A 20,355-nucleotide genomic window follows, 5' to 3' on the forward strand; every position below is an offset into this window, starting at 1 on the left:
CTGCCCCGCGGGTCACCCTCACTATGCGCCCACCGGACGGCGTGCGCCAGATCCAGACCGGTTCCCGGGACGGGTCATCCGTTCGGCCGCGGATCGTGGCCGAGCGCAGGAGGGCGGTCCACCGGTTCGTCGAGGGCGTCCAGCCGACCGTCGCGTGTGGGCGTCCTTCTGGTGGAGGGCTCCTCGGCAGCCGTCGAACGTCTCCACGGGCAAACCGAGGAAGACGGGGTCGACGGCTACGCCACGTGGTGGAGATCGTTCGCCGTCCCACGACGGATGTGTGAACGAGCCCCGACGGCGACGATTGACCTTGCCGGAACGGTCCGCCAGACACTCCCCCGGCACCCAGCTACAGCCACCGTCAGCGGTGGAGGAGGACTCGCCATGACCGTCATCGAGCGCATCTACGACAACGCCTGGTACGTCGCCCACGCAGCACCCGGCATGCGCGAGGCGCTTGCCGCCGACGTCACCCGCACCTGGATGGCCTGCGAGGCGGCCCGCGAGGACGCCGGTCGCGCCCGCACCGTGGTCGGCCTGACCGCCGCCCGCTCCGCCCTCGCCCTGTCGTTCGGCAACGTCACCCAGGCCGAGTACGACCGGGCCCGGTCCCGTGCCGCGGAGGCGGCCCGGTGCACCGACATCATCGACGGCCATGCGTTCTCGATGCGCCGCGAGCTCGGCAACGGCGGCGCCATGACCGTCGACATCGCCTCCTGCACCCTCCTGCGTCGCGCCGTCCTCACCATCGGTGCCCGCGGTCACGCGTGGACCGCGGTCCTCACCGACCCGCAGGCCCACGTCCGGCGGTTCACCGTCGAGCTCGGCACCGACCCCTGGGACGCCGTCCACCGCGCCTGCGCCTGGATCACCACCGGCCGGATCTGACCGATTCGCTCGCAGATCGGCCACCATGGGTCCATGACCCTGGGGACCGACCTGACCGAGGACGACCTGCGCCACCTGCGTCGCTGCGTGGAGCTCGCCCGCGAGGCCCTCGAGGCCGGCGACGGACCGTTCGGCTCGGTCCTGGTCACCGCGGACGGCCGCGTCGTCGCCGAGGACCGCAACCGCGAGCAGACCACCGGTGACGACACCCGTCACCCCGAGCTCGAGCTGGCCCGCCTCGCCGCGACCACCCTCACCCCCGCCGAGCGCGCCACCGCCACCGTCTACACCTCCGGCGAGCACTGCCCCATGTGCGCCGCCGCCCATGCGTGGGTGGGCCTGGGACGCATCGCGTATGCCGCGTCCACCGCCCAGCTCGTGGGTTGGCGCCGTGGGTGGGGACTCCCCGCGGGCCCGGTCACGCCCCTGCCCGTGCAGGACGTCGCGCCCGGGGTCGTGGTCGCCGGACCGGCCCCCGAGCTGACGGACGAGGTCCGCGCGCTGCACGAGGCCTTCGCCACGCGGCACGCCCCCTAGGCGGCTGCCCGCGGTCGAGGGCGCGACCGGCTCCGGCTCAGATGAACTCGAACGGGTCGAACTCGTCGATCGGGATGACGCGGACACGCGGCAGGCGTGCGGTGAACGCGTCGACGTCGTACTCGAGGTCGAAGAACTCCAGGCCCCGCGACTCGAGCTCGACGAACGCCTTGCTCCGGAACTCGAGGAACCCGACGAGCCCCACCTTGCGGCCGTCGCAGAGCTTGCCGAGCTGCGGCACGAAGTCGCTGTCGTGGCTGACCAGCATGACGTCGGCGTTGCGGTCGGCGAGCGCGTCGAGGGTCCGCTGGATGGCGATGTCGACGACCTTCTCGTGCGCACGCCCCGACAGCGGCACCGGGCGGTACTCCATGGCCAGCAGCGCCTGGATGAACCCCATCGGCAGGTCGCCGTTGGCCGCGAGGAAGAACAGTCCCTTGACCGGCTGGCCCCACTCCTCCTCGGCGAAGTTCTTGAGGCGGTCCCACCGCGGGCGCTCGTCCGGCTGGGGCCGACGCGACAGGATCGACGTGCCGAGGGTGGCGTCGATGTTCTCGCCGTCCACCAGCACGTACGTCGTCCGTTGCGCGTCATCAACCATGGACGTGACTGTATGCCGTCGGGCCGGCTCCGCGTCGGGGCTCGCGTGCGGTGCCCGGCCAGGGATCTCGTCCGGCGAGGTGGTGCCTCCGGCGACGTGCTCGCGCGGCGGTCCCTCGCCGGCCATCGCCCTGCGGGCCCTACGCGACGCCATCGGGTGCTCCCACGCGACCAGTCTGACGCGTCCCACCCTCCTGCGGGTGGTCAGGTGCCTCGAGTGGGCACCACGCGGCATACCGACCTAGCGTGGTGAGGCCCCCATCCCCACGGAAGGACCCCCATGCAGCAGCGCACACTCGGCGACACCCAGGTCAGCGCGATCGGACTCGGCGGCATGCCCATGTCCATCGAGGGCCGCCCGGACGAGGAGCGTTCGATCCGCACCATCCACGCCGCGCTCGACGCCGGCGTCACCCTCATCGACACGGCCGACGCGTACCACCGCGACGCCGACGAGGTGGGCCACAACGAGTCGCTCATCGCCAAGGCCCTGAAGTCCTGGGGCGGCGACAGCTCGTCGGTCCTCGTGGCCACCAAGGGCGGCCACCTCCGCCCCGGCGACGGCTCGTGGACCCTGGACGGCAGCCCCGAGCACCTCAAGTCCGCGGTCAAGGAGTCGGCACGACGGCTCGGGGTCGACGCGATCGGCCTCTACCAGTTCCACCGGCCGGACCCGTCCGTGCCGTACGCAGAGTCGGTCGGCGCGATCCGCGACCTGCTCGACGAGGGCGTCATCGTCCGCGCCGGCATCTCGAACGCGAACATCGAGCAGATCGACCTCAGCCAGGAGATCCTCGGCGGACGGCTCGTGTCGGTGCAGAACCAGTTCTCGCCCAAGTTCCTGTCCAGCCGCGGCGAGCTCGACCACTGCGCGAAGCTCGGGATCGCGTTCCTGCCGTGGAGCCCGCTCGGTGGCATCTCGAACGCCTCCGAGCTGGGTTCGAACCACTCGGCCTTCGCGGAGGTCGCCAAGGCGCACGACGTGAGCCCCCAGCAGGTCGCCCTGGCCTGGGAGCTCTCGCTGGCCGACGTCGTCATCCCGATCCCGGGGGCCTCGCGGCCCGAGTCCATCACCGACTCGGTGAAGGCGGCCGAGCTGGAGCTGACCGACGACGAGCTGAAGGCCCTGGACGCCGACGCCTGACGTCCGCCTCTGACCGCGACCCTCTGACCGCGAGTTTGAAGCCCCAGCGACGCGATGGTGTCGCTGGGGCTTCAAACTCGTGAGGTCAGGGCACCGACCGCACGCCGATAGGTTGTCCGCCGACGCACACCCCACGATCGGAGCCAGGCCATGGCCGAACGCAAGCCGCAGCTCGACTACTCCCAGCAGATGGCGGCGATGCTCGACGAGCAGAAGCGGCGGCAGAAGGCCGCGAAGATCCTCGCGGTCCTGCGCCACGCGCTCGGCCGGCCGGACCTCACCGGGCTGACGGCGCTCGACGTCGGTTGCTCGGCCGGCTACATCGCCGACGAGCTCGCGAAGGCCGGCGCCACGACCCACGGGGTCGACATCGACGAGGGTGGCGTCGCCCTGGCCAAGGAGCGGTTCGGGGCCGACGTCACCTTCCACCTCAGCGACGCAGAGCACCTGCCGTTCGAGGACGACAGCGTCGACGTCGTCGTGCTCAACCACATCTACGAGCACGTGGTCGACCCGGCCGCCGTCGTCGCCGAGATCCACCGGGTGCTGTCCCCGGACGGCGTGGCCTACTTCGGCCTGGCCAACCGCCTCGGGATCATCGAGCCACACCACCGGCTGCCGTTCCTGTCGTGGCTCCCGCCGAAGGCCGGGGACGCGTACGTCCGGATCACCCGCAAGGGCGACCAGTACTACGAGCGGCTGCGGACCCGGCGGTCGCTCGAGCAGCTGCTGAACGCGTTCGACCTCTGGGACTACACGGTGCCGGTCCTGGCCGACCCGCAGCGCTACAGCGGTGGCGACATCGTCCCCGGACTCGCGGCCAGGCTGCCGCGGGCATCGTTCCGTGCGCTGATGCCGATCATCCCGACATACCTGTGGGTCGGGTTCAAGACTCCGCACACGCCGGCCGGTAGCGACGGCAGCGCCCCGCCCGTCCACGTCTGAGCGCCCCTGACGACAGCGCCCCTGCCGACAGCGCCGGAGCCACGGCCCCGGGACCCCGCCGGAACCCAGCTCGGACCCCGCCCGGACCCGCCCGGACCCGCCCGGACCAGCGACGCCCGGTGCACCAGCACGGCGAAGGGCCCCCGAGATTCTCGGGGGCCCTTCGTCATTGCGTGCGCGAGGGGGGATTTGAACCCCCACGCCCTTTCGGACACTGCGACCTGAACGCAGCGCGTCTGCCGTTCCGCCACTCGCGCGCGGTGAACAGTGTGCTGTATCGGTGCCCCGAACTCCAAACCGGCTCTTTCCGGCACAGCCGTGGGACGGGCCGGGCGGGTCGACGGCACGACACCACCGGGTGCGCGACACGGCAAAACGGCGGTTGTTGGGCAAAACTGCGGCCTGCAACTGCCGTTTCCCCGAGCAACCGGCGTTTTGCGTCGGGTGGCTGGTCGCGATTGGCTGGGTCGCCGCGCGGCGGCATGGCGCGGCGGGCGCCGCGGCCAGCCGAGCCGGTTACGATCAGGGGCCAGTCAGCGAAGGAGGCCGAGCGGTGGGACTGTTCGACCGGGTCGAGCAACGCCTGGAGCGTGCCGTCAACGGTGCCTTTGCGCGCGCCTTCAAGTCGGAGGTCCAGCCCGTGGAGATCGCCTCGGCGATCCGGCGGGCCATGGACGACCGTGCCGCGATCCTCGGCCCCGGCCGCACGATCGTGCCGAACCTCTACACGGTCGAGCTCTCCGACACCGACTACGACCGCCTCGGCGGGTACGACGAGGAGCTCGAGAACGAGCTCATCGCGGCCGCCCAGGAGCACGCCGAGTCGCAGCGCTACCAGCCCGGCGGCCCGTTGCAGGTGAGCTTCGCGAGCGCCAACGACCTCGAGACCGGGGTCTTCCGCCTGCGCACCTCGACGGCGCGTCGCCCCGGGGAGGCCCCCGGTCGCCGCAGCAGCGGCGGGTATGGCGCCGGGTCGGCTCCCAGCCCCTACTCCGAGGCTGAGGCGGCTGCCGCGGTCTCACCCCCGGCCCACTCCGCCCGCCCTCAGGGTCACCCCGCGCGGCAGGTCCCGGACGACGACGGCCTCGAGGCCACCCAGGCGCAGGCGCCGGTCGCCCCACCGGCTCCGCCCCGCCGGGTCAACCCCGCCGACCGGCCGTGGCTCGACGTCGACGGCGAGCGCTACCCCCTCATGGGCGCGATGACCGTCCTCGGTCGCGATGACGCCGCAGACATCATCCTCGACGACCCCGGCATCTCCCGGCGCCACAGCGAGATCCGCGTGACCAACGACGGACCGCACCTCGTCGCCAGCATCCGCGACCTCGGCTCGACGAACGGCACGTTCGTCAACAGCGAGCGGATCTCCAGCCAACGCCTCTCCGACGGGGACCGGATCACGGTGGGCCGCACCTCCGTCGTCTACCGCGCCGGGCGGCGGTGACCTCGTCGCATGAGTGAACTCACCCTGACGATCATCCGCCTCGGGTTGCTCGTCCTCCTGTGGATCTTCGTGTTCAGCGTCGTCGGCGTCCTGCGCGGCGACATCTACGGCACCCGCGTGGTCAGCCGCACCCCGCGCAAGCCCGCGCCGGCCAAGCGGCAGCCGGCCGCGCGCGCTGCCAAGGCCGACGAGACCCCCGCCGCCAAGCCCCCGGCGAAGACCCCTCGGCGCCAGGCCTCGTCCACGCCGCGCACGCTCGTCGTGACGCAGGGCGCCCTGACCGGCACCAGCCTTCCCCTGCGTGAGTCCGGCACCGTCATCGGCCGCAACCCCGAGTGCGCCCTCGTCCTCGACGACGACTTCGCCAGCGGCCGGCACGCCAAGATCTTCCACCGCGACGGCGCGTGGTTCGTCGAGGACCTCGGCTCCACCAACGGCACCTTCCTGGGCAGCGAGCGCCTCACCGGCCCGGTCCGGGTCGAGGTCGGGACCACCCTGCGGATCGGCAAGACCGTCATCGAGCTGCGGAAGTAGGCCTCGACGACATGCCCTTCGCGTTCAACTACGCCGCGCGTTCCGACGTCGGGATGGTGCGGTCGGAGAACCAGGACTCCGGGTACGCCGGACCGCGGCTGCTGGCGATGGCCGACGGCATGGGTGGCCACGCCGGCGGCGACATCGCGTCCTCGGTGGTCATCGGTGCGCTGGCCGACCTCGACGGCGAGGCGCTGGGAAGCGCCGAGGCGAGCAAGGCCCTGCTCCGACGGATCACGTCGGCGAACGACGAGCTCGCCGACATGGTCAAGTCCGATCCCAGCCTGCACGGCATGGGGACGACGCTCATCGCGATCCTGCGGTCGCACAACAAGCTCGTCCTGGCCCACATCGGCGACTCCCGCGCCTTCCTCGCCCGCGACGGCCAGCTCACACAGATCACCAAGGACCACTCCTTCGTGCAGTCCCTGGTCGACGAGGGCCGCATCACCGCCGACGAGGCGATCGGTCACCCGCAGCGCTCCCTGGTCACCCGCGTCCTGACCGGCCAGCCCGACGACGAGCCGGACGTCACCGTGCGCGAGGCGCGAATGGGCGACCGCTACCTCATCGCCTCCGACGGCCTCACCGACTACGTCGCCGGTGACACCATCGCCGAGATCGTCACGGCCGGCGACGCTCCTGGCGCGACGGCCGACCGGCTCGTCGACCTCGCGCTCAAGGCAGGCGCACCGGACAACGTGACCATCGTCATCGGTGACGTCGTCGACCTCACCAAGGTCGACGGCCCCCCGACGCAGCCGCAGATCGTGGGCGCCGCCTCCACGCGCACGAAGAAGAGCACCCGCGCCATACCGGTCACTCCTGCTGCCAAGGCCGCTGCGCTCACCCGCGAGGCCACCGGCGAGGACGACGACGAGGTGACCCTCGCGGAGGAGGGCCCGGCCGGGCCCGGCCGCTGGTGGCGCAGGGCCGCGGTCCTCGCCGTCGTGCTCGTGGTCCTCGGTGGTGGCGCGTATGCCGCGTACGACTGGTCGCAGGGCCAGTACTTCGTGGGCGCCCACGACGGGAAGGTCGCCATCTACCAGGGCGTCTCCCAGGACCTCGGGCCGATCGCGCTGTCGCACGTCGAGGAGGCGTCCGACGTCGTCGTGAGCGACCTGCCGGACTTCTACCGCACCAAGGTCGAGGCCTCGATCTCCAAGGACACGCTCAAGGACGCCGAGGCCCTCGTCGAGGAGCTGCGCCTCGAGGCGTCCCGCTGCGCGGTGAGCCGGGCGACCGGTGGCACCTGCGCCACCGGCGACTCGTCGACCCCCACGCCGAGCACCACCACGACGTCCCCGAGCACGACCACCACGACCACCACCACCCCGACGACCTCGTCGACGACGACCGGCACCCCGTCGACGACGACCCGTTGAGCGCGCCATGACGACCGTCTCGAGCTTCGCTCCCCGCACCCGCCGCAACGTCGAGCTGACGTTGCTGCTGCTGGCCGTCGGCATCGTCGTCCTGGCCTACGTCAACGTCGGCCTCTCGGTCTCGGGTGCGTTCCCGCCCGGCCTCATCACCCACGGCGCCGGCCTGCTCGCGATCTCGCTCGCGTTCCACCTCCTGCTGCGCTGGAAGGCGTCGTACGCCGACCCGCTGCTCCTGCCGATCGTCACCCTGCTCAACGGCCTCGGACTGGTGATGATCCACCGGCTCGACATCGCCGAGGGCCGCAGCATCAGCGAGGGCCTGGCCCTGCGCCAGCTCATCTGGAGCGCCCTGGCCGTCGCCATCGCCGCCGCGGTCCTGTGGTTCCTGCGCGACCACCGCGCGCTGCGCCGGTTCACGTTCACCGCGTCGATCGTCGGGTTCGGGCTGCTGATCCTGCCGCTGCTGCCCGTCGTCGGTCGCACCGTCAACGGCTCGCGCATCTGGATCGGGTTGGGGCCGTTCACGTTCCAGCCCGGCGAGGTCGCGAAGATCGTGCTCGCCATCTTCTTCGCGGGCTACCTCGTGCAGACCCGTGACGCCCTCTCGCTCGCGGGCCGCAAGGTCCTCGGCTTCACCTTCCCGCGCGGTCGCGACCTCGGCCCGATCCTCGTCGCCTGGATCCTCAGCCTGCTCGTCCTGGTCTTCGAGAAGGACCTGGGTTCGTCGCTGCTCCTGTTCGGCCTGTTCGTGTCGATGCTCTACGTCGCGACCGAGCGCGTGTCCTGGATCGCCATCGGCATGGCCCTGTTCTGCGGCGGCGCCTACCTCGCCTTCCTGCTCTTCTCCCACGTCCAGGCGCGCGTGAACCTGTGGCTCGACCCGTTCGCCCCCGGCCAGTCCGACCAGGTCGCCAAGGGCCTGATGGGTATGGCGGCGGGTGGCCTCTTCGGCACCGGCCTGGGTCGCGGTCGCCCGGACCTGACCTACTTCGCGGAGTCGGACTTCATCTTCCCCAGCTTCGGCGAGGAGCTCGGCCTGATCGGCCTGTTCGCGCTGCTCATGCTCTACGTCCTGCTCGTCGAGCGCGGCCTGCGCACGGCGCTCGGGGTCCGGGACGGGTTCGGCAAGCTGCTCGCCGGCGGACTGGCCTTCTCGGTGGCGCTGCAGTGCTTCGTCGTCGTCGGCGGGGTCACCCGGGTCATCCCCCTCACCGGCCTGACCATGCCGTTCCTGTCCTACGGAGGCTCCTCCCTGCTGGCCAACTGGTCGCTCGTGGCCCTGCTCCTGCGCATCAGCGACCAGGCCCGTCGGCCGGTCGTCGAGACGCCGGTCGGTGCGTCCAGCACCGGCGAGGCCAAGACCGAGATGGTGGCGCTGCGGTGAACGCCCCCCTCCGCCGGCTCTCCATGGTGGTGGCGCTGCTGTTCGGCGCGCTGCTCATCTCCTCGACCTACATCCAGTTCGTCCAGGCCAAGTCCCTGGACGACCGGCCGGAGAACCGCCGCACCCTGCTGGCCAACTACGCCCGAGAGCGCGGCCAGATCCTCGTGGGGGGTGCCCCGATCGCCAAGTCGGTCGCCTCCAAGGACGAGCTCAAGTGGCTGCGCACCTACCCGCAGGGCAAGCTCTACGCCCACCTCACCGGCTACTACTCCTTCACGTATGGCGCGGGCGGCGGGATCGAGGGTGCCGAGAACGCGCTGCTCTCGGGCTCCTCGGACAAGCTGTTCTACCGCCGCGTCAGCGACATCCTCACCGGCAAGGACCAGACCGGGGCCAGCCTCGAGCTCACGGTCAACGCCAAGGCGCAGGCCGCGGCCGAGAAGGCGCTGGGCAACCAGCGCGGGGCGGTCGTGGCCCTCGACCCGAGCACGGGTGAGGTGCTCGCCCTCGTCAGCCACCCGTCATACGACCCCTCGGTCCTGAGCAGCCACGACACCTCCGCCGTCGTGAAGGCGTGGAAGGACCTCAACGCCGACAGCAGCCGCCCGATGGTCGACCGCGCCATCGCCGGCAACCTCTACCCGCCGGGGTCGACGTTCAAGATCGTCACGTCGGCCGCCGCCCTGGAGTCCGGGAAGTTCACCGAGGAGTCGCAGATCCCCGGACCGGCCACGCTCGACCTGCCGCAGACCACGACCAACCTGCCGAACGACGACCGCCAGCCGTGCGGGCCGAACGGCAAGGTCACCCTCAAGCGGGCGCTCGAGATCTCGTGCAACACGGCGTTCGGCTGGCTCGGCATGCAGATCGGCGCCGACGACTTCCGTTCGCAGGCAGCCAAGTTCGGCATCGGTGACCGCCTGACGATCCCCATGACGGTGACCCCGAGCAGCGTCCCGGCCGAGCTCAACGAACCCCAGCTGGCCCAGTCGGCGATCGGCCAGTACGACGTGCGGGTGACCCCGCTGCAGGTGGCCATGATCTCCGCCGCCGTCGCCAACCGCGGCATCGTCATGAAGCCCCACCTGGTCAAGAAGGTCACCTCCTCCGACCTGGAGGTCCTCGACGAACCCCCGCCGGAGCAGCTGTCCCAGGCCGTCTCGAAGGAGACCGCCGACGCCCTGACCCGGATGATGCAGGGGGTCGTCGAGAACGGCACCGGCACCGCCGCGCAGATCAGTGGCGTCGACGTCGCCGGCAAGACCGGCACCGCCCAGCACGAGGTGGGCAAGGCCCCGCACGCCTGGTTCACCGGGTTCGCGCCCGCCGTGGGCGCCAAGGTGGCCGTCGCCGTCGTCGTCGAGGACGGTGGCAACGCGGGGAACGAGGCCGCCGGCGGTCGGGTCGCGGCCCCCATCGCCAAGGCCGTCATGGAAGCGGTGCTCGGCAAGTGACCCCCACGCAGGGCGACGTGCTCGCCGGCCGCTACCGCCTCGAGGAGTCCATCGCGATGGGCGGGATGGGTGAGGTCTGGCGTGCCCACGACGTCACCCTGGACCGTGACGTCGCCGTCAAGGTGCTCCGGCCGGACAGCGCGCAGGACGAGGGTTTCGCGGAACGTTTCCGTGCCGAGGCCCGCCACTCCGGCGGTCTGAGCCACCCGAACATCGGGACGGTCCACGACTTCGGCGAGGACGACGGCACGGCCTTCCTGGTCATGGAGCTGCTCGTCGGCGAACCCCTCTCGACCCTGATCAAGGAGCGTGCGCCGCTGCCGCAGCAGGAGGTCACCGACATCCTGCGACAGGCCGCGCTGGCCCTCCAGGCGGCCCACGACGCGGGGGTCGTCCACCGGGACGTCAAGCCCGCGAACATCGTCGTCGACCCGGACGGGTACGCCAAGCTCACCGACTTCGGGATCGCCCGCGCCCTGAGCGAGGCCCCGATGACCCAGACCGGCGAGGTCCTCGGCACGCCCCACTACCTCGCACCGGAGCAGGCCGCCGGCCGACCGGCCGGCCCGCTGAGCGACGTGTACGCCCTGGCCGTGGTCGGTTACGAGATGCTCACCGGGCGTCGACCGTTCAACGGCGAGTCGATGGTGACCACCGCCCTGGCGCACCTCAGCCAACCGGCCCCCCAGCTCTCCGACGAGGTCGGGGAACCCCTGCGGACGACGGTGATGGCCGCCCTGGCAAAGGACCCTTCCCAGCGTCCGGCCAGTGCCGCGGAGTTCGCGGCCGCCCTCGAGCTCCCGGACGGCGAGGTCCCCGAGCACCTCCGGGCCGGAGCCGCCTCGGCCGTCACCCCCGTGATCGCCGGAGCGCCCGAGGGCCTGAGCGGCGACGACACGCTGCCGACCTCCGTCTTCCTCGCCCCCGCGGCAGCCGCCGGTCTCGCCACCGACCCCGGTCATGACGACACCGAGGTGCACGACACCCGGCGTCCCCCCTGGGCCCTGCCCGTCGCTGCCGGCGTCGCGGTCCTGCTCGCCGTCGCCCTCGTGGTGTCGCTGACCTCCCGCGGCAACGCCAGCTCGACGCCCACCCCGTCCCGGACCACCCCGGTCGCCGCCACGAGCACACCCCTCGCCCCGAGGGCCACGAGCACACCCACCACCCCGAAGGCCACGACCCGCTCCACCATGACCCCTGCCAAGAACACCGCCTCGCCGACCCGCACGACCCGTACCACCGTGGCCAGCGCCCCGGCCCGGCCCGCCCCCGGCCACGCCGGCAAGGGCCACGGCAAGGGCAAGGGAGGCAAGAAGCCGTGACCGCACCACAGCTCCTCGGGGGCCGTTACGAAGTGGGCGGCCTGCTCGGTCGCGGCGGTATGGCGGAGGTGCACCTCGGCCACGACGCCCGCCTCTCCCGGCCGGTCGCCATCAAGCTGCTGCGTTCCGACCTCGCCCGCGACCCCTCGTTCCTCAACCGGTTCCGCCGTGAGGCCCAGTCGGCGGCCGGGCTCAACCACGCGAGCATCGTCGCGGTCTACGACTCCGGCGAGGACCGGCTGACCGAGTCCGGCGGCGCCTCGGTCCCGGTGCCCTACATCGTCATGGAGTACGTCGAGGGCCAGACCCTGCGCGAGCTGCTCAACGACCGGCACCACCTCGAGCCCGCGGAGGCGGCCCGCATCACCGAGGGCGTGCTCGATGCGCTGGCGTACAGCCACCGGATGGGCATCGTCCACCGGGACATCAAGCCGGCCAACGTCATGATCGGCTCCCGCGGCGACATCAAGGTCATGGACTTCGGCATCGCGCGGGCGGTCGCCGACGCGAACGCCACCATGACCCAGACGCAGGCCGTCATCGGCACCGCGCAGTACCTGTCGCCCGAACAGGCCCAGGGCCACCACGTCGACGCGCGCTCGGACCTGTACTCCACGGGCTGCCTGCTGTTCGAGCTGCTCACCGGTCGCCCGCCGTTCCAGGCCGACTCACCGGTCGCGATCGCCTACCAGCACGTGGGCCAGCCGCCCCCGCGACCGTCCTCGCTCAACCCCGCCGTGAGCCCGGCCCTCGACGCGGTGGTCCTGCACTCGCTCGCGAAGGACCGCGAGGCCCGCTACCAGGACGCGACCGCGTTCCGCGCCGACCTGCAGGCCGCCCGGCTCGGGCGCCCCATCAGCGATGCAGCCCGCGGGACGGCCGGCTCGGCGCCGGAGGCCACCGTGGCGATCGGTGCCCTCGGGGCCGCCGCGGCAGCGACCACGGTCCTGCCCGCGGGTGCCACCCCGACGACCGCCACCGCTCCCGGCACCGCCGGTGGCGGCCACGGCAACACCGCGACCCTGCCGGCCATCGGGCACGACCCCGACGACGAACCGCGTCGCCGACGCGGCCTCGCCTACGTGCTGCTCGTCCTCGCCGTGGTCGGCGCGCTGGTGCTGCTCGCCCTCGCCGGCAAGTCCTTCCTCGACCGGCCACCGGACACGCCTGCCCAGGTGTCCATCCCGTCCGTGGTCGACAAGCCGGTCGAGACAGCCGAGGCGGAGATCAGGGCGGCCGGGCTGGTGCCCGAGTCGACCCAGGTGGCCAGCACCAAGGAGATCGGCCACGTCATCGAGCAGAGTCCAGGCGGCGGCGAGCTCGCGGCACGCAACTCCCGCGTCCAGCTGAGCATCTCGGCCGGCCCCGACACCAGGGACCTGCCCGACCTCAGGGACTACAGCCAGGACGAGGCGCGCACGGCGCTGTCCAACCTCAACCTCAAGGTCGGCGCCATCAAGGAGGTCGACGACTCGGGACTGGACAAGGGCCAGGTCGTCTCCACCGACCCGGGAGCCGGCGAGTCCGTCCCGGTCGGCAGCGCCGTCGGCCTGACCGTGTCCTCGGGCAAGATCACCGCTCCCGACGTCGCGGGCAAGTCGCGCAGCGAGGCCGCCCAGATCCTCGGTGACCTCGGGTTCCGCATCAAGACGGAGTACGTCGAGAGCTCCGAGACCGAGGACTCGGTGACCAAGCAGAGCATCAAGAAGGGCGAGAAGGTCGACGACGGCACCCAGATCGTGCTGACGGTGGCCCAGCCGCCGCGTCCGACCCAGACCACCACCACGACGGCCCCACCGACCACCACGACGGCTCCGCCGACGACGAGCACGACGACGACCACCACGGCGCCGACGAGCACCATCCCCGTCACACCCCCGGCGCCGATCCAGACGCCCTGACCGGGACCGACCGGAGGTCAGTGGGCGGCGACGGCCCGGGCCACTCCCTCGGCGTCGCGGACCAGGGGACTCAGGCCCTCCGAGCGCTGGACGGCGTCGTCCAGGCCGCAGACCTGCAGCCAGTTGGCCAGGATGCGGTGCCCACCTTCGGTGAGCACGCTCTCGGGGTGGAACTGCACCCCGTGCAGGGGCAGGTCGCGGTGGCGGACGGCCATGATGATGCCGGACTCGGTGTGCCCGTTGGCGACCAGCGTCTCGGGCAGCGTCGGGGGGTCGATCGTCAGCGAGTGGTACCGGGTGGCCGTGAACGGGCTGCCCAGGCCCTCGAGGACGCCGGTGTCGTCGTGCAGGACCCGGGACGTCTTGCCGTGGAGCAGCTCCGGTGCCCGCCCGACGGTCGCCCCGGCGACGACCCCGAGCGCCTGGTGACCGAGGCAGACCCCCAGCATCGGCTGGGCGCGCTCGGCGCACGCCTCGATCATCGCCATCGAGACACCGGCCTGCTCGGGGGTGCCGGGACCCGGCGACACGAGCACCCCGTCGAAGTCCGCACCGTCGGCGGCGGTGAGCGCGTCGTTGCGGACGACCTCGCACTCGGCACCGAGCTGCTGGAGGTAGCCGACGATGGTGAAGACGAAGCTGTCGTAGTTGTCGACGACGAGGATGCGGGTCATGGGGAGGCCTCGAGCTGGGGTGCGTGGACGGCGTGGGGACGGGCGGCCGACGGGTCGACCGTGTTGTCGTTGAACGGCATGAGCGGCGCGATCCGCGGAAACAGCCACAGGAAGCAGAACGCCACCACGGCGACGACCAGCACCACGGCCAGCAGCACCCGGACCACCAAGGGCCCGGGCAGCGCCCGCCAGATCGCTGCGTAGATCATCACGCACCTGCCTTCGGTGCGGCGAGGACGTCGGCGGGCAGCCCCGCCGCCCGGGGGTAGGACCGCACCAGCTCGGCGAAGACGACGTACCGCTGCGCCGCGCTGTACTTGGGGTGGCACGCGGTCATCGTGAGCCACCGCTGCGTGGGCCTGGTGCCGACCTTCTGCGGCACCGGCGCGATGACATCGACCTCGGTGGGCGCGACGATGACGTGCCGCTTCACGGCATACACGTGGAACTCGGTCCGGGTCTCGATCACGACCTTGTCGCCCGCGCGGAGCAGGTCGATGTCGTGGAACGGGCGCCCGTAGGTGGTGCGGTGGCCGGCGATCGCGAAGTTCCCCACGGCACCGGGCCGCGCCGTGCCCGTGTAGTGGCCGACACCGTCCATGAGGATGTCGCGGCTGGTGCCCTCGAGCACGGGCCGCGCGTAGTCGGCGCCGAGCCGCGGGATCCGCACGATCGCGAAGGCCTTGCCGAACGGCACGGCAGCCGGCACCCGGTTGGCCGCGGCCGAGCCGGACGCCCCGGACGCGAAGTCGCGGGTGAGCGCGTGGACGGTGTCGTCCTGGACCCGGTTGGCGGTGACGTCGGTCCACCACAGCTGCCACCCGACGAACAGGAGCAGGAGCAGGCCGGCCGTGACGAACACGTCCCCGGCCAGCCCGAGCACCCACCGACCCGCGCGGGCCGCACCTGAGCTCATCGCGCCGCCCGGGCGTCCTGGAGGTTGATCGAGCCGGCGTAGGCCGGGAACGTCATCTCGCGACGCGACGTCACGTCGTACCCCAGACCGGCGGCGTCGACCCACTGGCGGTAGATCCCGATGCTGGGGCTGGAGTCGAGGGCCGCACGGAGCCGCCCCTGGTCGCCGATGGCCGTGATGACGTAGGGCGGCGAGTAGACCCGTCCCTGCAGGATCAACGTGTTGCCGACGCAGCGGACCGCGCTCGTCGAGACCACGCGCTGGTCCATGAGCATCATCGCCTCGGCGCCGCCCTGCCACAGCGCGTTCACGACGGCCTGGACGTCCTGCTGGTGCACGACGTAGTCGTCGACCGAGAAGCCGTCCGGCAGCACGTCGGGAACGGTCTTCGCGTCGGTCATCGTGACCTGGACCGCTGGTCCGGCGACCGGCTCGGTCCCGGCGGCGAGCCGCAGGGCATCCGCGTCCTTGGTCAGCTCGGTGACCTGGAGGTCGCCGGGGGCCTGCTGGGCCGACAGCCGGTCGACCTCGGCGCGCAGCGAGGCGACCCGCTGGGCGGCGATGGCGTTCTGCCGCGTCTGCTCCCTGATCAGGCCGGGGACGTCACCTCCGGAGGACCGCAGGTCCGTGCCCCTGGCCGTGGCCGCGCTCAGCGCGAACATGACCCCGGCGCCGAGCGCGACGAGGGGGACGACCGCCGACCACACCGTGGGCCGACGCGTCAACCACGTCAGCCTCTGGTCCGCCATGGCACTACGCTATGCCAAACGTCCCGGCGGCTCGATGCCGTCCGACCTGCGAGGAGAGTTTTCCCGTGCCGGAGTCCAAGGGCCGCGCCAAGCGCGCCTACACCCCGCCCAGCAAGCCCGCGAAGGCCAAGGTCGGGAACCCGCCCTGGTTCGTGCCCGTGATGCTGACCCTCATGGTGCTCGGACTGCTGTGGATCGTCGTCTTCTACATCACCAGCCAGCGCTTCCCGGTCGAGGCGCTCGGCCGCTGGAACCTCGGCATCGGCTTCGGCCTGATGCTGTCGGGGTTCGCCATGACCACCCGCTGGCGCTGAACCACCGGACGCGGGTCGCCTGACGACCTGCCCACACGACAGGAGCGCACCCCGGCTGGGCCGGGGTGCGCTCCTGTCGTTCGCCGGGGCGAACACCATGGCCTGCCGGTGGGGGATTCCGGCGGCCAGGGGTCGGTGGGGTCAGCCGGGTCAGACCGTCGTGGCACCCGTGTTGAAGATGTCGGAGAGGTTCGTGCCCAGGAGCGCGACCGCGACGATGATGACGATCGCGATGAGGCCGACCATCAGGCCGTACTCGACGGCGGTGGCGCCGCGCTCGCGGTTGATGCGCTGCTGGATCTTGCTGTGGATCGAGGTCATGGTGGGCTCCCTTGCGGCCGGCGGATCGGGCGAGTGGCCCTACGGAGAGAGTGGCAGCGCCGATCCGGTCGGACATCGTCCTCGTGCGGGTCGTCGTTCTCCACCATCCGCACGAGAGGGGCCTGGTCCCCGCCGGCGGTGCCGGCCGGCCCCGAGCTCGTGGCTTCCCCCACGCACCCCGGTCGGGCGCAGAGCCCTCCTGCTCAGAAGCCCCGGCTGGCCGCGTCGAAGATCCCGGCGAGGCTCTCGCCGAAGTGGCCCACCACCACGACGAGGAACGTCGCGACGAGACCGACGGTGAGGCCGAACTCCACCGGCGTGGCCCCTCGCTCGGAGCCGGAGCGGCGTCGGATCATCTGCTGGAGCGTGGTCATGTGGTCCCCCTGTGGACGTCGGTGTCGAGTCCCCAGAGCCTTGCAGCGAGCACCGCAAAGGTGATCATGCGGACAACGCAGCCATAGCCTCCTACATCAGGACTAGACGCCTCATCCTCGGGCACCAGCGGGCATCCCCACCTTTGTCCACATCTGTCCGCCGCTCGTCCCCACCGTTGTCCACAGGGAGTTGTCCACACCTTTCTCCACAGCTGGGGACAAATGACAGGCGTGTAATACGCGGGTCCCCACCCGCTGCCGGGAACCCGGAGCCCGTCAGCCGACGAGGACGAACCCGGGGGAGAGCGCGTACTTCACGACAGCGAGCACGACGAGGACCGCGAGCACGGCCCCAAGGCCGGGCCACTGCCAGCGTCGGCGTTCGCGCGGCGTGGTCCAGGAGATGACGGCCGCCAGGGCCGCGCCGGTCAGCAGTCCGCCGAGGTGCGCCTGCCAGGCGACGTTGGGCAGGACGAACCCGATCACGGCGTTGATGCCGATGGTGAGGTACATCCCCGCGGAGGAACGGCCCAGGTGCCGGTTGAGCACGAGCAGGGCCCCGAACAACCCGAACACCGCACCCGAGGCACCGACCATCGGCGTGAACCACGAGGTCCGGTCCAGGGTGCTGGTGGGGGGCGTGGACATGAGGAGGTAGACGACCGAGCCGCCCACCGCGCTGATCAGGTACACCGCGGCATACCGGGCGGCACCGAGCAGGCGCTCGAGGTACTGCGCACCCACCATCCACAGGGCCGCCATGTTGAACAGGATGTGGGTGATCTGCTGGGGGCTGTGCGCGAAGGCCGAGGTGACGAACCGCCAGGGCTCGGACTCACCCGTGTAGGGGCTGAAGTCCACCTGGTCGCTGAAGCCCGGCACCGCGAGCTGGAGGACGTACACGAGCACGCAGAGCGCGATGATCGCGTAGGACACCACGGGGGTGTCGGTGACCCGTCCCCCGAAGACGGTCGTGGCCGAGCGCATCGTCTTGGCCTGGGCGCGGACGCAGTCGACGCACTGGACGCCGACGGCCGCGGGCCGCTGGCAGTCCGGGCACACCGGCCGGCCACAGCGCTGGCACCGCACGTACGACACGCGCTGGGGGTGCCGGGGGCAGACCGGTGTGGTCTGCTGCTGCGCTCCGGCGGTGGGCTCGCTCATGCGCGGGTCCTGTCTTCGGGGGATCGGGTCGAGGTCAGTCGTTGACGACGACCGACTCGATGACAACGTCCTCGACCGGCTTGTCGTTCGCACCGGTGCGCACGTTCGCGATCTTGTCGACGACCTCGCGGCTCGGGCCGTCGGCGACCTCGCCGAAGATGGTGTGCTTGCCCTGCAGCCACGAGGTGTCACCCACGGTGATGAAGAACTGCGAGCCGTTGGTGCCCTTGCCCATGCGCTTGCCGGCGTTCGCCATGGCGAGCATGTAGGGCTGGTTGAAGTTCTTGTCCGGGCTGATCTCGTCGTCGAAGGTGTAGCCGGGGCCACCGAAGCCCTGGCCGACGGGGCACCCGCCCTGGATCATGAAGCCGGGGATGATGCGGTGGAACACCAGGCCGTCGTAGAACGGCGTGGGGTTCGTGCGGCCCGCGTCGTCGCGGTACTCCTGCTCGCCCTTGGCGAGGCCGACGAAGTTCGCGACCGTCTTGGGAGCGTGGTCGGGGAAGAGGGTGACATTGATGTCGCCGTGGTTGGTCTTGAGGGTGACGTCCATGCTGCTCATCCTTCCACGGAGGCCGTCCGGGCGTCGTCCGCGGGAGCCCCGCTGGGTTGCCCACCAGCCGAAACAAGGCAGGATGGGGCAGGAGTGGCATCCCCTCGGGGAAGCCAGACATGTCCGCACCACCAGGGAGGCACAGGTGTTCCGCACCAAGAGCAAGACCGAGCAGGCCGCCGACGCTGTGAGCTCGACGGCCCACACCGCGGCGGACTACGCATCGACCCTCAAGGACCGTGTGGCCCCGGCCGCAGAGGTCGCCAAGGACCGCGCCGGCCAGGCCAAGGACTGGGGCAAGCCCCACGTCGAGGCTGCCCGCGACTGGGCCAAGCCCCACGTCGACCACGGCATCGAGGTCGCCGCCCCGAAGCTGCAGGGTGCTGTCGAGGGCCTCGCGCCCAAGGTCGACACCGCCCGCGACACCATCGTCGACAGCCTGCTGCCGAAGGTCGCCGAGGCCATCGCGGCCGTGGCCGCAGCCTCCGCTGCCGCCAAGAGCACCGCCACGGACGTGGCCGGCGAGACGGCCGACCGTTCCAGCGGGGCGTTCCACGTCCTCAAGGGCGACGCCGTCGCCAAGCGCAGCGGTCGCAAGGGCAAGGTGCTGATCTTCCTCGGCGTCCTCGCCGCTGCCGGTGCCGCGTTCGCCGTGTTCCGCAAGTCCGCGCCGCGCGAGGACCCGTGGGCCACCCCCCTCGACGACCCGTACACCGCGCCGACCAGCGGCCGCGCCTCCACCTCGGAGAAGGTCTCGAACCTCGCCGACGCCGCGAAGGAGAAGGCCGGAGCAGCAGCCGACACCGTCAAGGACAAGGCGACCGAGGCCAAGGACAAGGCCGCCGGTGCTGCGTCCGACGCCAAGGACAAGGTGACCTCCACGGGCAAGCACGCTGCAGGTTCTGCCGCGGACGCGACCAAGGACGCCGCCGAGGCCGTCGCCGACAAGGCCGACGAGACCAAGGACAAGGTCGACTGACGCAGCTCCACCGCCCTCAGCGCAGGGCGCACCTCCGGGGTGCCGCACCGTCGACCGACGGAGCGGCACCCCGCGGTGTTTGTCCCGGTATGCCGCCCTGCCGCCCCACACCGGCCCCCTGCCGCTCCCAGCCCACCTCCACGACGACTCCCGCCTGTCGCGACCGCCGGGTCGTCGCACCCGGCGGGTAGCGTGGACGCCATGTGGGACGCACTCGCGGGACCGTTCCTCGCGGTGGCGGGGCTGCTCGTCGTGGCCGGTGTGCCCAAGGTCATCGACCCGTTGCCCCTGGTGCGCGCCCTGCGCTCCGCCGGGTTCGTCGTCCCACCGGGCCCCGGGGCGGCACTGGTCCGGCTCTTCGCCGTGGGCGAGGTCGTCGTCGGCGTCTGGGCCGTCGTGGCCCCGGGCCGCGCGAGCGCGGCCGTGGTGGCCGCGGCCTACCTCGTCTTCACCCTGTTCGTGGGGCGCGTCCTGACGCGCGGCGGGGTCCTCGGGTCGTGCGGGTGCTTCGGCAAGCCCGACACCCCCGCGACCCGGTCCCACCTCGTCCTCACGGCTGCTGCCGCGCTGGTCGCCGTCGCCCTCGCCGCGGACCCGCCGTCCGCCGTGTGGTCCGGAGCAGCTGCGAACGCGCCGGCCGGTGCGTCGCTCGTGACCACCGTCGCCCTCGCCGTCGTCATCGCCGGCCTCGCCTGGATGGTCATGGCCGTCCTCCCCACCACCACCGCCACCGCCGTCCGCAGCGCCAACCCGACCCGCATGAAGGGCTGACC

General features: G+C 71.7%; 23 protein-coding genes and 1 tRNA gene. 14 read left to right on the top strand and 10 right to left on the bottom strand.

The annotated features are described in order from the left end of the window. Positions 1–384 precede the first annotated feature (384 nt). Together ASD62_RS11295 and ASD62_RS11300 are read left to right on the top strand one after the other, a co-directional pair. Positions 385–888 carry a hypothetical protein gene (locus tag ASD62_RS11295; RefSeq protein ID WP_056916047.1) on the top strand — a complete coding sequence of 168 codons (504 nt, stop codon included), beginning with the start codon at positions 385–387 and terminating at the stop codon, positions 886–888. Positions 889–921: 33 nt separating this feature from the next. Beyond that, entirely contained in the window at positions 922–1,425 is a 504-nt protein-coding gene (locus ASD62_RS11300; protein WP_056916048.1) for a nucleoside deaminase, read from the top strand. 37 nt (positions 1,426–1,462) lie between these two features. Here ASD62_RS11300 and ASD62_RS11305 read toward each other — a convergent pair whose 3' ends face one another. Then, positions 1,463–2,026, bottom strand: coding sequence for an NYN domain-containing protein (locus ASD62_RS11305; RefSeq protein WP_056917332.1), 564 nt, complete (start codon positions 2,024–2,026; stop codon positions 1,463–1,465). A 279-nt stretch (positions 2,027–2,305) separates the two neighbouring features. On the opposite strand from ASD62_RS11305, the gene ASD62_RS11310 reads away from it, so the two are divergent. Both ASD62_RS11310 and ASD62_RS11315 read left to right on the top strand, forming a co-directional pair. Further along, complete coding sequence (locus ASD62_RS11310; RefSeq protein ID WP_056916049.1) at positions 2,306–3,169, top strand: aldo/keto reductase; 864 nt, start codon at positions 2,306–2,308, stop codon at positions 3,167–3,169. A 150-nt stretch (positions 3,170–3,319) separates the two neighbouring features. Then, complete coding sequence (locus ASD62_RS11315; protein ID WP_056916050.1) at positions 3,320–4,114, top strand: class I SAM-dependent methyltransferase; 795 nt, start codon at positions 3,320–3,322, stop codon at positions 4,112–4,114. Between the two features lie 174 nt (positions 4,115–4,288). On the opposite strand, the gene ASD62_RS11320 is transcribed toward ASD62_RS11315, so the two are convergent. Then, positions 4,289–4,371 (bottom strand) — tRNA-Leu (locus ASD62_RS11320). A 296-nt stretch (positions 4,372–4,667) separates the two neighbouring features. Between ASD62_RS11320 and ASD62_RS11325 the strand changes: the two genes are divergently transcribed. The 7 genes from ASD62_RS11325 to pknB are packed head-to-tail and all read left to right on the top strand — an operon-like array spanning position 4,668 to position 13,538. Continuing rightward, positions 4,668–5,558, top strand: a complete 891-nt coding sequence (locus tag ASD62_RS11325) for a DUF3662 and FHA domain-containing protein (RefSeq protein WP_056916051.1) — start codon at positions 4,668–4,670, stop codon at positions 5,556–5,558. A 9-nt stretch (positions 5,559–5,567) separates the two neighbouring features. Continuing rightward, positions 5,568–6,092 carry an FHA domain-containing protein gene (locus tag ASD62_RS11330; protein WP_056916052.1) on the top strand — a complete coding sequence of 175 codons (525 nt, stop codon included), beginning with the start codon at positions 5,568–5,570 and terminating at the stop codon, positions 6,090–6,092. 11 nt (positions 6,093–6,103) lie between these two features. Beyond that, on the top strand, positions 6,104–7,477 hold the full coding sequence (locus ASD62_RS11335) for a PP2C family serine/threonine-protein phosphatase (protein WP_056916053.1): 1,374 nt from the start codon (positions 6,104–6,106) through the stop codon (positions 7,475–7,477). A gap of 7 nt (positions 7,478–7,484) precedes the next feature. Further along, positions 7,485–8,861 (top strand): FtsW/RodA/SpoVE family cell cycle protein, encoded by a 1,377-nt coding sequence (locus ASD62_RS11340; RefSeq protein ID WP_056916054.1) that lies wholly within the window; start codon positions 7,485–7,487, stop codon positions 8,859–8,861. Then, a complete protein-coding gene (locus tag ASD62_RS11345) occupies positions 8,858–10,315 on the top strand; it encodes a penicillin-binding protein 2 (RefSeq protein ID WP_056916055.1) in 1,458 nt (485 codons plus the stop codon). The genes ASD62_RS11340 and ASD62_RS11345 overlap by 4 nt, the downstream gene beginning before the upstream one ends. Continuing rightward, positions 10,312–11,637, top strand: coding sequence for a serine/threonine-protein kinase (locus ASD62_RS11350; RefSeq protein ID WP_082580738.1), 1,326 nt, complete (start codon positions 10,312–10,314; stop codon positions 11,635–11,637). Before ASD62_RS11345 ends, ASD62_RS11350 begins: the two co-directional genes overlap by 4 nt. Further along, positions 11,634–13,538 carry a Stk1 family PASTA domain-containing Ser/Thr kinase gene (pknB, locus tag ASD62_RS11355; RefSeq protein ID WP_056916056.1) on the top strand — a complete coding sequence of 635 codons (1,905 nt, stop codon included), beginning with the start codon at positions 11,634–11,636 and terminating at the stop codon, positions 13,536–13,538. The genes ASD62_RS11350 and pknB overlap by 4 nt, the downstream gene beginning before the upstream one ends. A 17-nt stretch (positions 13,539–13,555) precedes the next feature. Here pknB and ASD62_RS11360 read toward each other — a convergent pair whose 3' ends face one another. Genes ASD62_RS11360 through ASD62_RS11375 form a run of 4 tightly spaced genes read right to left on the bottom strand, consistent with a single transcriptional unit; the run spans position 13,556 to position 15,877 of the window. Then, complete coding sequence (locus ASD62_RS11360) at positions 13,556–14,212, bottom strand: aminodeoxychorismate/anthranilate synthase component II (protein WP_056916057.1); 657 nt, start codon at positions 14,210–14,212, stop codon at positions 13,556–13,558. After that, the gene (locus ASD62_RS11365) at positions 14,209–14,424 is read right to left on the bottom strand and encodes a hypothetical protein (RefSeq protein ID WP_369818797.1); all 216 of its coding nucleotides are present in this window, start codon (positions 14,422–14,424) and stop codon (positions 14,209–14,211) included. The genes ASD62_RS11360 and ASD62_RS11365 overlap by 4 nt, the downstream gene beginning before the upstream one ends. Next, complete coding sequence (locus tag ASD62_RS11370) at positions 14,421–15,128, bottom strand: class E sortase (RefSeq protein ID WP_056916058.1); 708 nt, start codon at positions 15,126–15,128, stop codon at positions 14,421–14,423. The genes ASD62_RS11365 and ASD62_RS11370 overlap by 4 nt, the downstream gene beginning before the upstream one ends. Then, positions 15,125–15,877 (bottom strand): DUF881 domain-containing protein, encoded by a 753-nt coding sequence (locus ASD62_RS11375; protein WP_056916059.1) that lies wholly within the window; start codon positions 15,875–15,877, stop codon positions 15,125–15,127. The genes ASD62_RS11370 and ASD62_RS11375 overlap by 4 nt, the downstream gene beginning before the upstream one ends. A gap of 65 nt (positions 15,878–15,942) precedes the next feature. On the opposite strand from ASD62_RS11375, the gene ASD62_RS11380 reads away from it, so the two are divergent. Next, on the top strand, positions 15,943–16,191 hold the full coding sequence (locus ASD62_RS11380; RefSeq protein ID WP_056916060.1) for a cell division protein CrgA: 249 nt from the start codon (positions 15,943–15,945) through the stop codon (positions 16,189–16,191). A gap of 150 nt (positions 16,192–16,341) precedes the next feature. On the opposite strand, the gene ASD62_RS11385 is transcribed toward ASD62_RS11380, so the two are convergent. The 4 genes from ASD62_RS11385 to ASD62_RS11395 form a co-directional block, all read right to left on the bottom strand. Further along, the gene (locus ASD62_RS11385; RefSeq protein ID WP_056916061.1) at positions 16,342–16,512 is read right to left on the bottom strand and encodes a Flp family type IVb pilin; all 171 of its coding nucleotides are present in this window, start codon (positions 16,510–16,512) and stop codon (positions 16,342–16,344) included. A 203-nt stretch (positions 16,513–16,715) separates the two neighbouring features. Further along, complete coding sequence (locus ASD62_RS20120; RefSeq protein ID WP_200956880.1) at positions 16,716–16,886, bottom strand: Flp family type IVb pilin; 171 nt, start codon at positions 16,884–16,886, stop codon at positions 16,716–16,718. 276 nt (positions 16,887–17,162) lie between these two features. Next, a complete protein-coding gene (locus tag ASD62_RS11390) occupies positions 17,163–18,050 on the bottom strand; it encodes a rhomboid family intramembrane serine protease (protein ID WP_056916062.1) in 888 nt (295 codons plus the stop codon). A 34-nt stretch (positions 18,051–18,084) separates the two neighbouring features. Continuing rightward, positions 18,085–18,603, bottom strand: a complete 519-nt coding sequence (locus ASD62_RS11395) for a peptidylprolyl isomerase (protein ID WP_056916063.1) — start codon at positions 18,601–18,603, stop codon at positions 18,085–18,087. Between the two features lie 145 nt (positions 18,604–18,748). Between ASD62_RS11395 and ASD62_RS11400 the strand changes: the two genes are divergently transcribed. Together ASD62_RS11400 and ASD62_RS11405 are read left to right on the top strand one after the other, a co-directional pair. Then, on the top strand, positions 18,749–19,582 hold the full coding sequence (locus ASD62_RS11400) for a hypothetical protein (protein ID WP_056916064.1): 834 nt from the start codon (positions 18,749–18,751) through the stop codon (positions 19,580–19,582). 201 nt (positions 19,583–19,783) lie between these two features. Next, positions 19,784–20,353, top strand: a complete 570-nt coding sequence (locus ASD62_RS11405; protein WP_056916065.1) for a MauE/DoxX family redox-associated membrane protein — start codon at positions 19,784–19,786, stop codon at positions 20,351–20,353. Positions 20,354–20,355 lie beyond the last annotated feature (2 nt).

The sequence above is a fragment of the Phycicoccus sp. Root563 genome, assembly GCF_001427915.1.
Taxonomy (GTDB): domain Bacteria; phylum Actinomycetota; class Actinomycetes; order Actinomycetales; family Dermatophilaceae; genus Pedococcus.

Bases quoted from the DNA above. Each gene is read 5' to 3' on its own strand.
- ASD62_RS11295 (WP_056916047.1), top strand. From the start codon at position 385: ATGACCGTCATCGAGCGCATCTACGACAACGCCTGGTACGTCGCCCAC.
- ASD62_RS11300 (WP_056916048.1), top strand. From the start codon at position 922: ATGACCCTGGGGACCGACCTGACCGAGGACGACCTGCGCCACCTGCGT.
- ASD62_RS11305 (WP_056917332.1), bottom strand. From the start codon at position 2,026: ATGGTTGATGACGCGCAACGGACGACGTACGTGCTGGTGGACGGCGAG.
- ASD62_RS11310 (WP_056916049.1), top strand. From the start codon at position 2,306: ATGCAGCAGCGCACACTCGGCGACACCCAGGTCAGCGCGATCGGACTC.
- ASD62_RS11315 (WP_056916050.1), top strand. From the start codon at position 3,320: ATGGCCGAACGCAAGCCGCAGCTCGACTACTCCCAGCAGATGGCGGCG.
- ASD62_RS11330 (WP_056916052.1), top strand. From the start codon at position 5,568: ATGAGTGAACTCACCCTGACGATCATCCGCCTCGGGTTGCTCGTCCTC.
- ASD62_RS11335 (WP_056916053.1), top strand. From the start codon at position 6,104: ATGCCCTTCGCGTTCAACTACGCCGCGCGTTCCGACGTCGGGATGGTG.
- ASD62_RS11340 (WP_056916054.1), top strand. From the start codon at position 7,485: ATGACGACCGTCTCGAGCTTCGCTCCCCGCACCCGCCGCAACGTCGAG.
- ASD62_RS11360 (WP_056916057.1), bottom strand. From the start codon at position 14,212: ATGACCCGCATCCTCGTCGTCGACAACTACGACAGCTTCGTCTTCACC.
- ASD62_RS11370 (WP_056916058.1), bottom strand. From the start codon at position 15,128: ATGAGCTCAGGTGCGGCCCGCGCGGGTCGGTGGGTGCTCGGGCTGGCC.
- ASD62_RS11375 (WP_056916059.1), bottom strand. From the start codon at position 15,877: ATGGCGGACCAGAGGCTGACGTGGTTGACGCGTCGGCCCACGGTGTGG.
- ASD62_RS11385 (WP_056916061.1), bottom strand. From the start codon at position 16,512: ATGACCTCGATCCACAGCAAGATCCAGCAGCGCATCAACCGCGAGCGC.
- ASD62_RS20120 (WP_200956880.1), bottom strand. From the start codon at position 16,886: ATGACCACGCTCCAGCAGATGATCCGACGCCGCTCCGGCTCCGAGCGA.
- ASD62_RS11390 (WP_056916062.1), bottom strand. From the start codon at position 18,050: ATGAGCGAGCCCACCGCCGGAGCGCAGCAGCAGACCACACCGGTCTGC.
- ASD62_RS11395 (WP_056916063.1), bottom strand. From the start codon at position 18,603: ATGGACGTCACCCTCAAGACCAACCACGGCGACATCAATGTCACCCTC.
- ASD62_RS11405 (WP_056916065.1), top strand. From the start codon at position 19,784: ATGTGGGACGCACTCGCGGGACCGTTCCTCGCGGTGGCGGGGCTGCTC.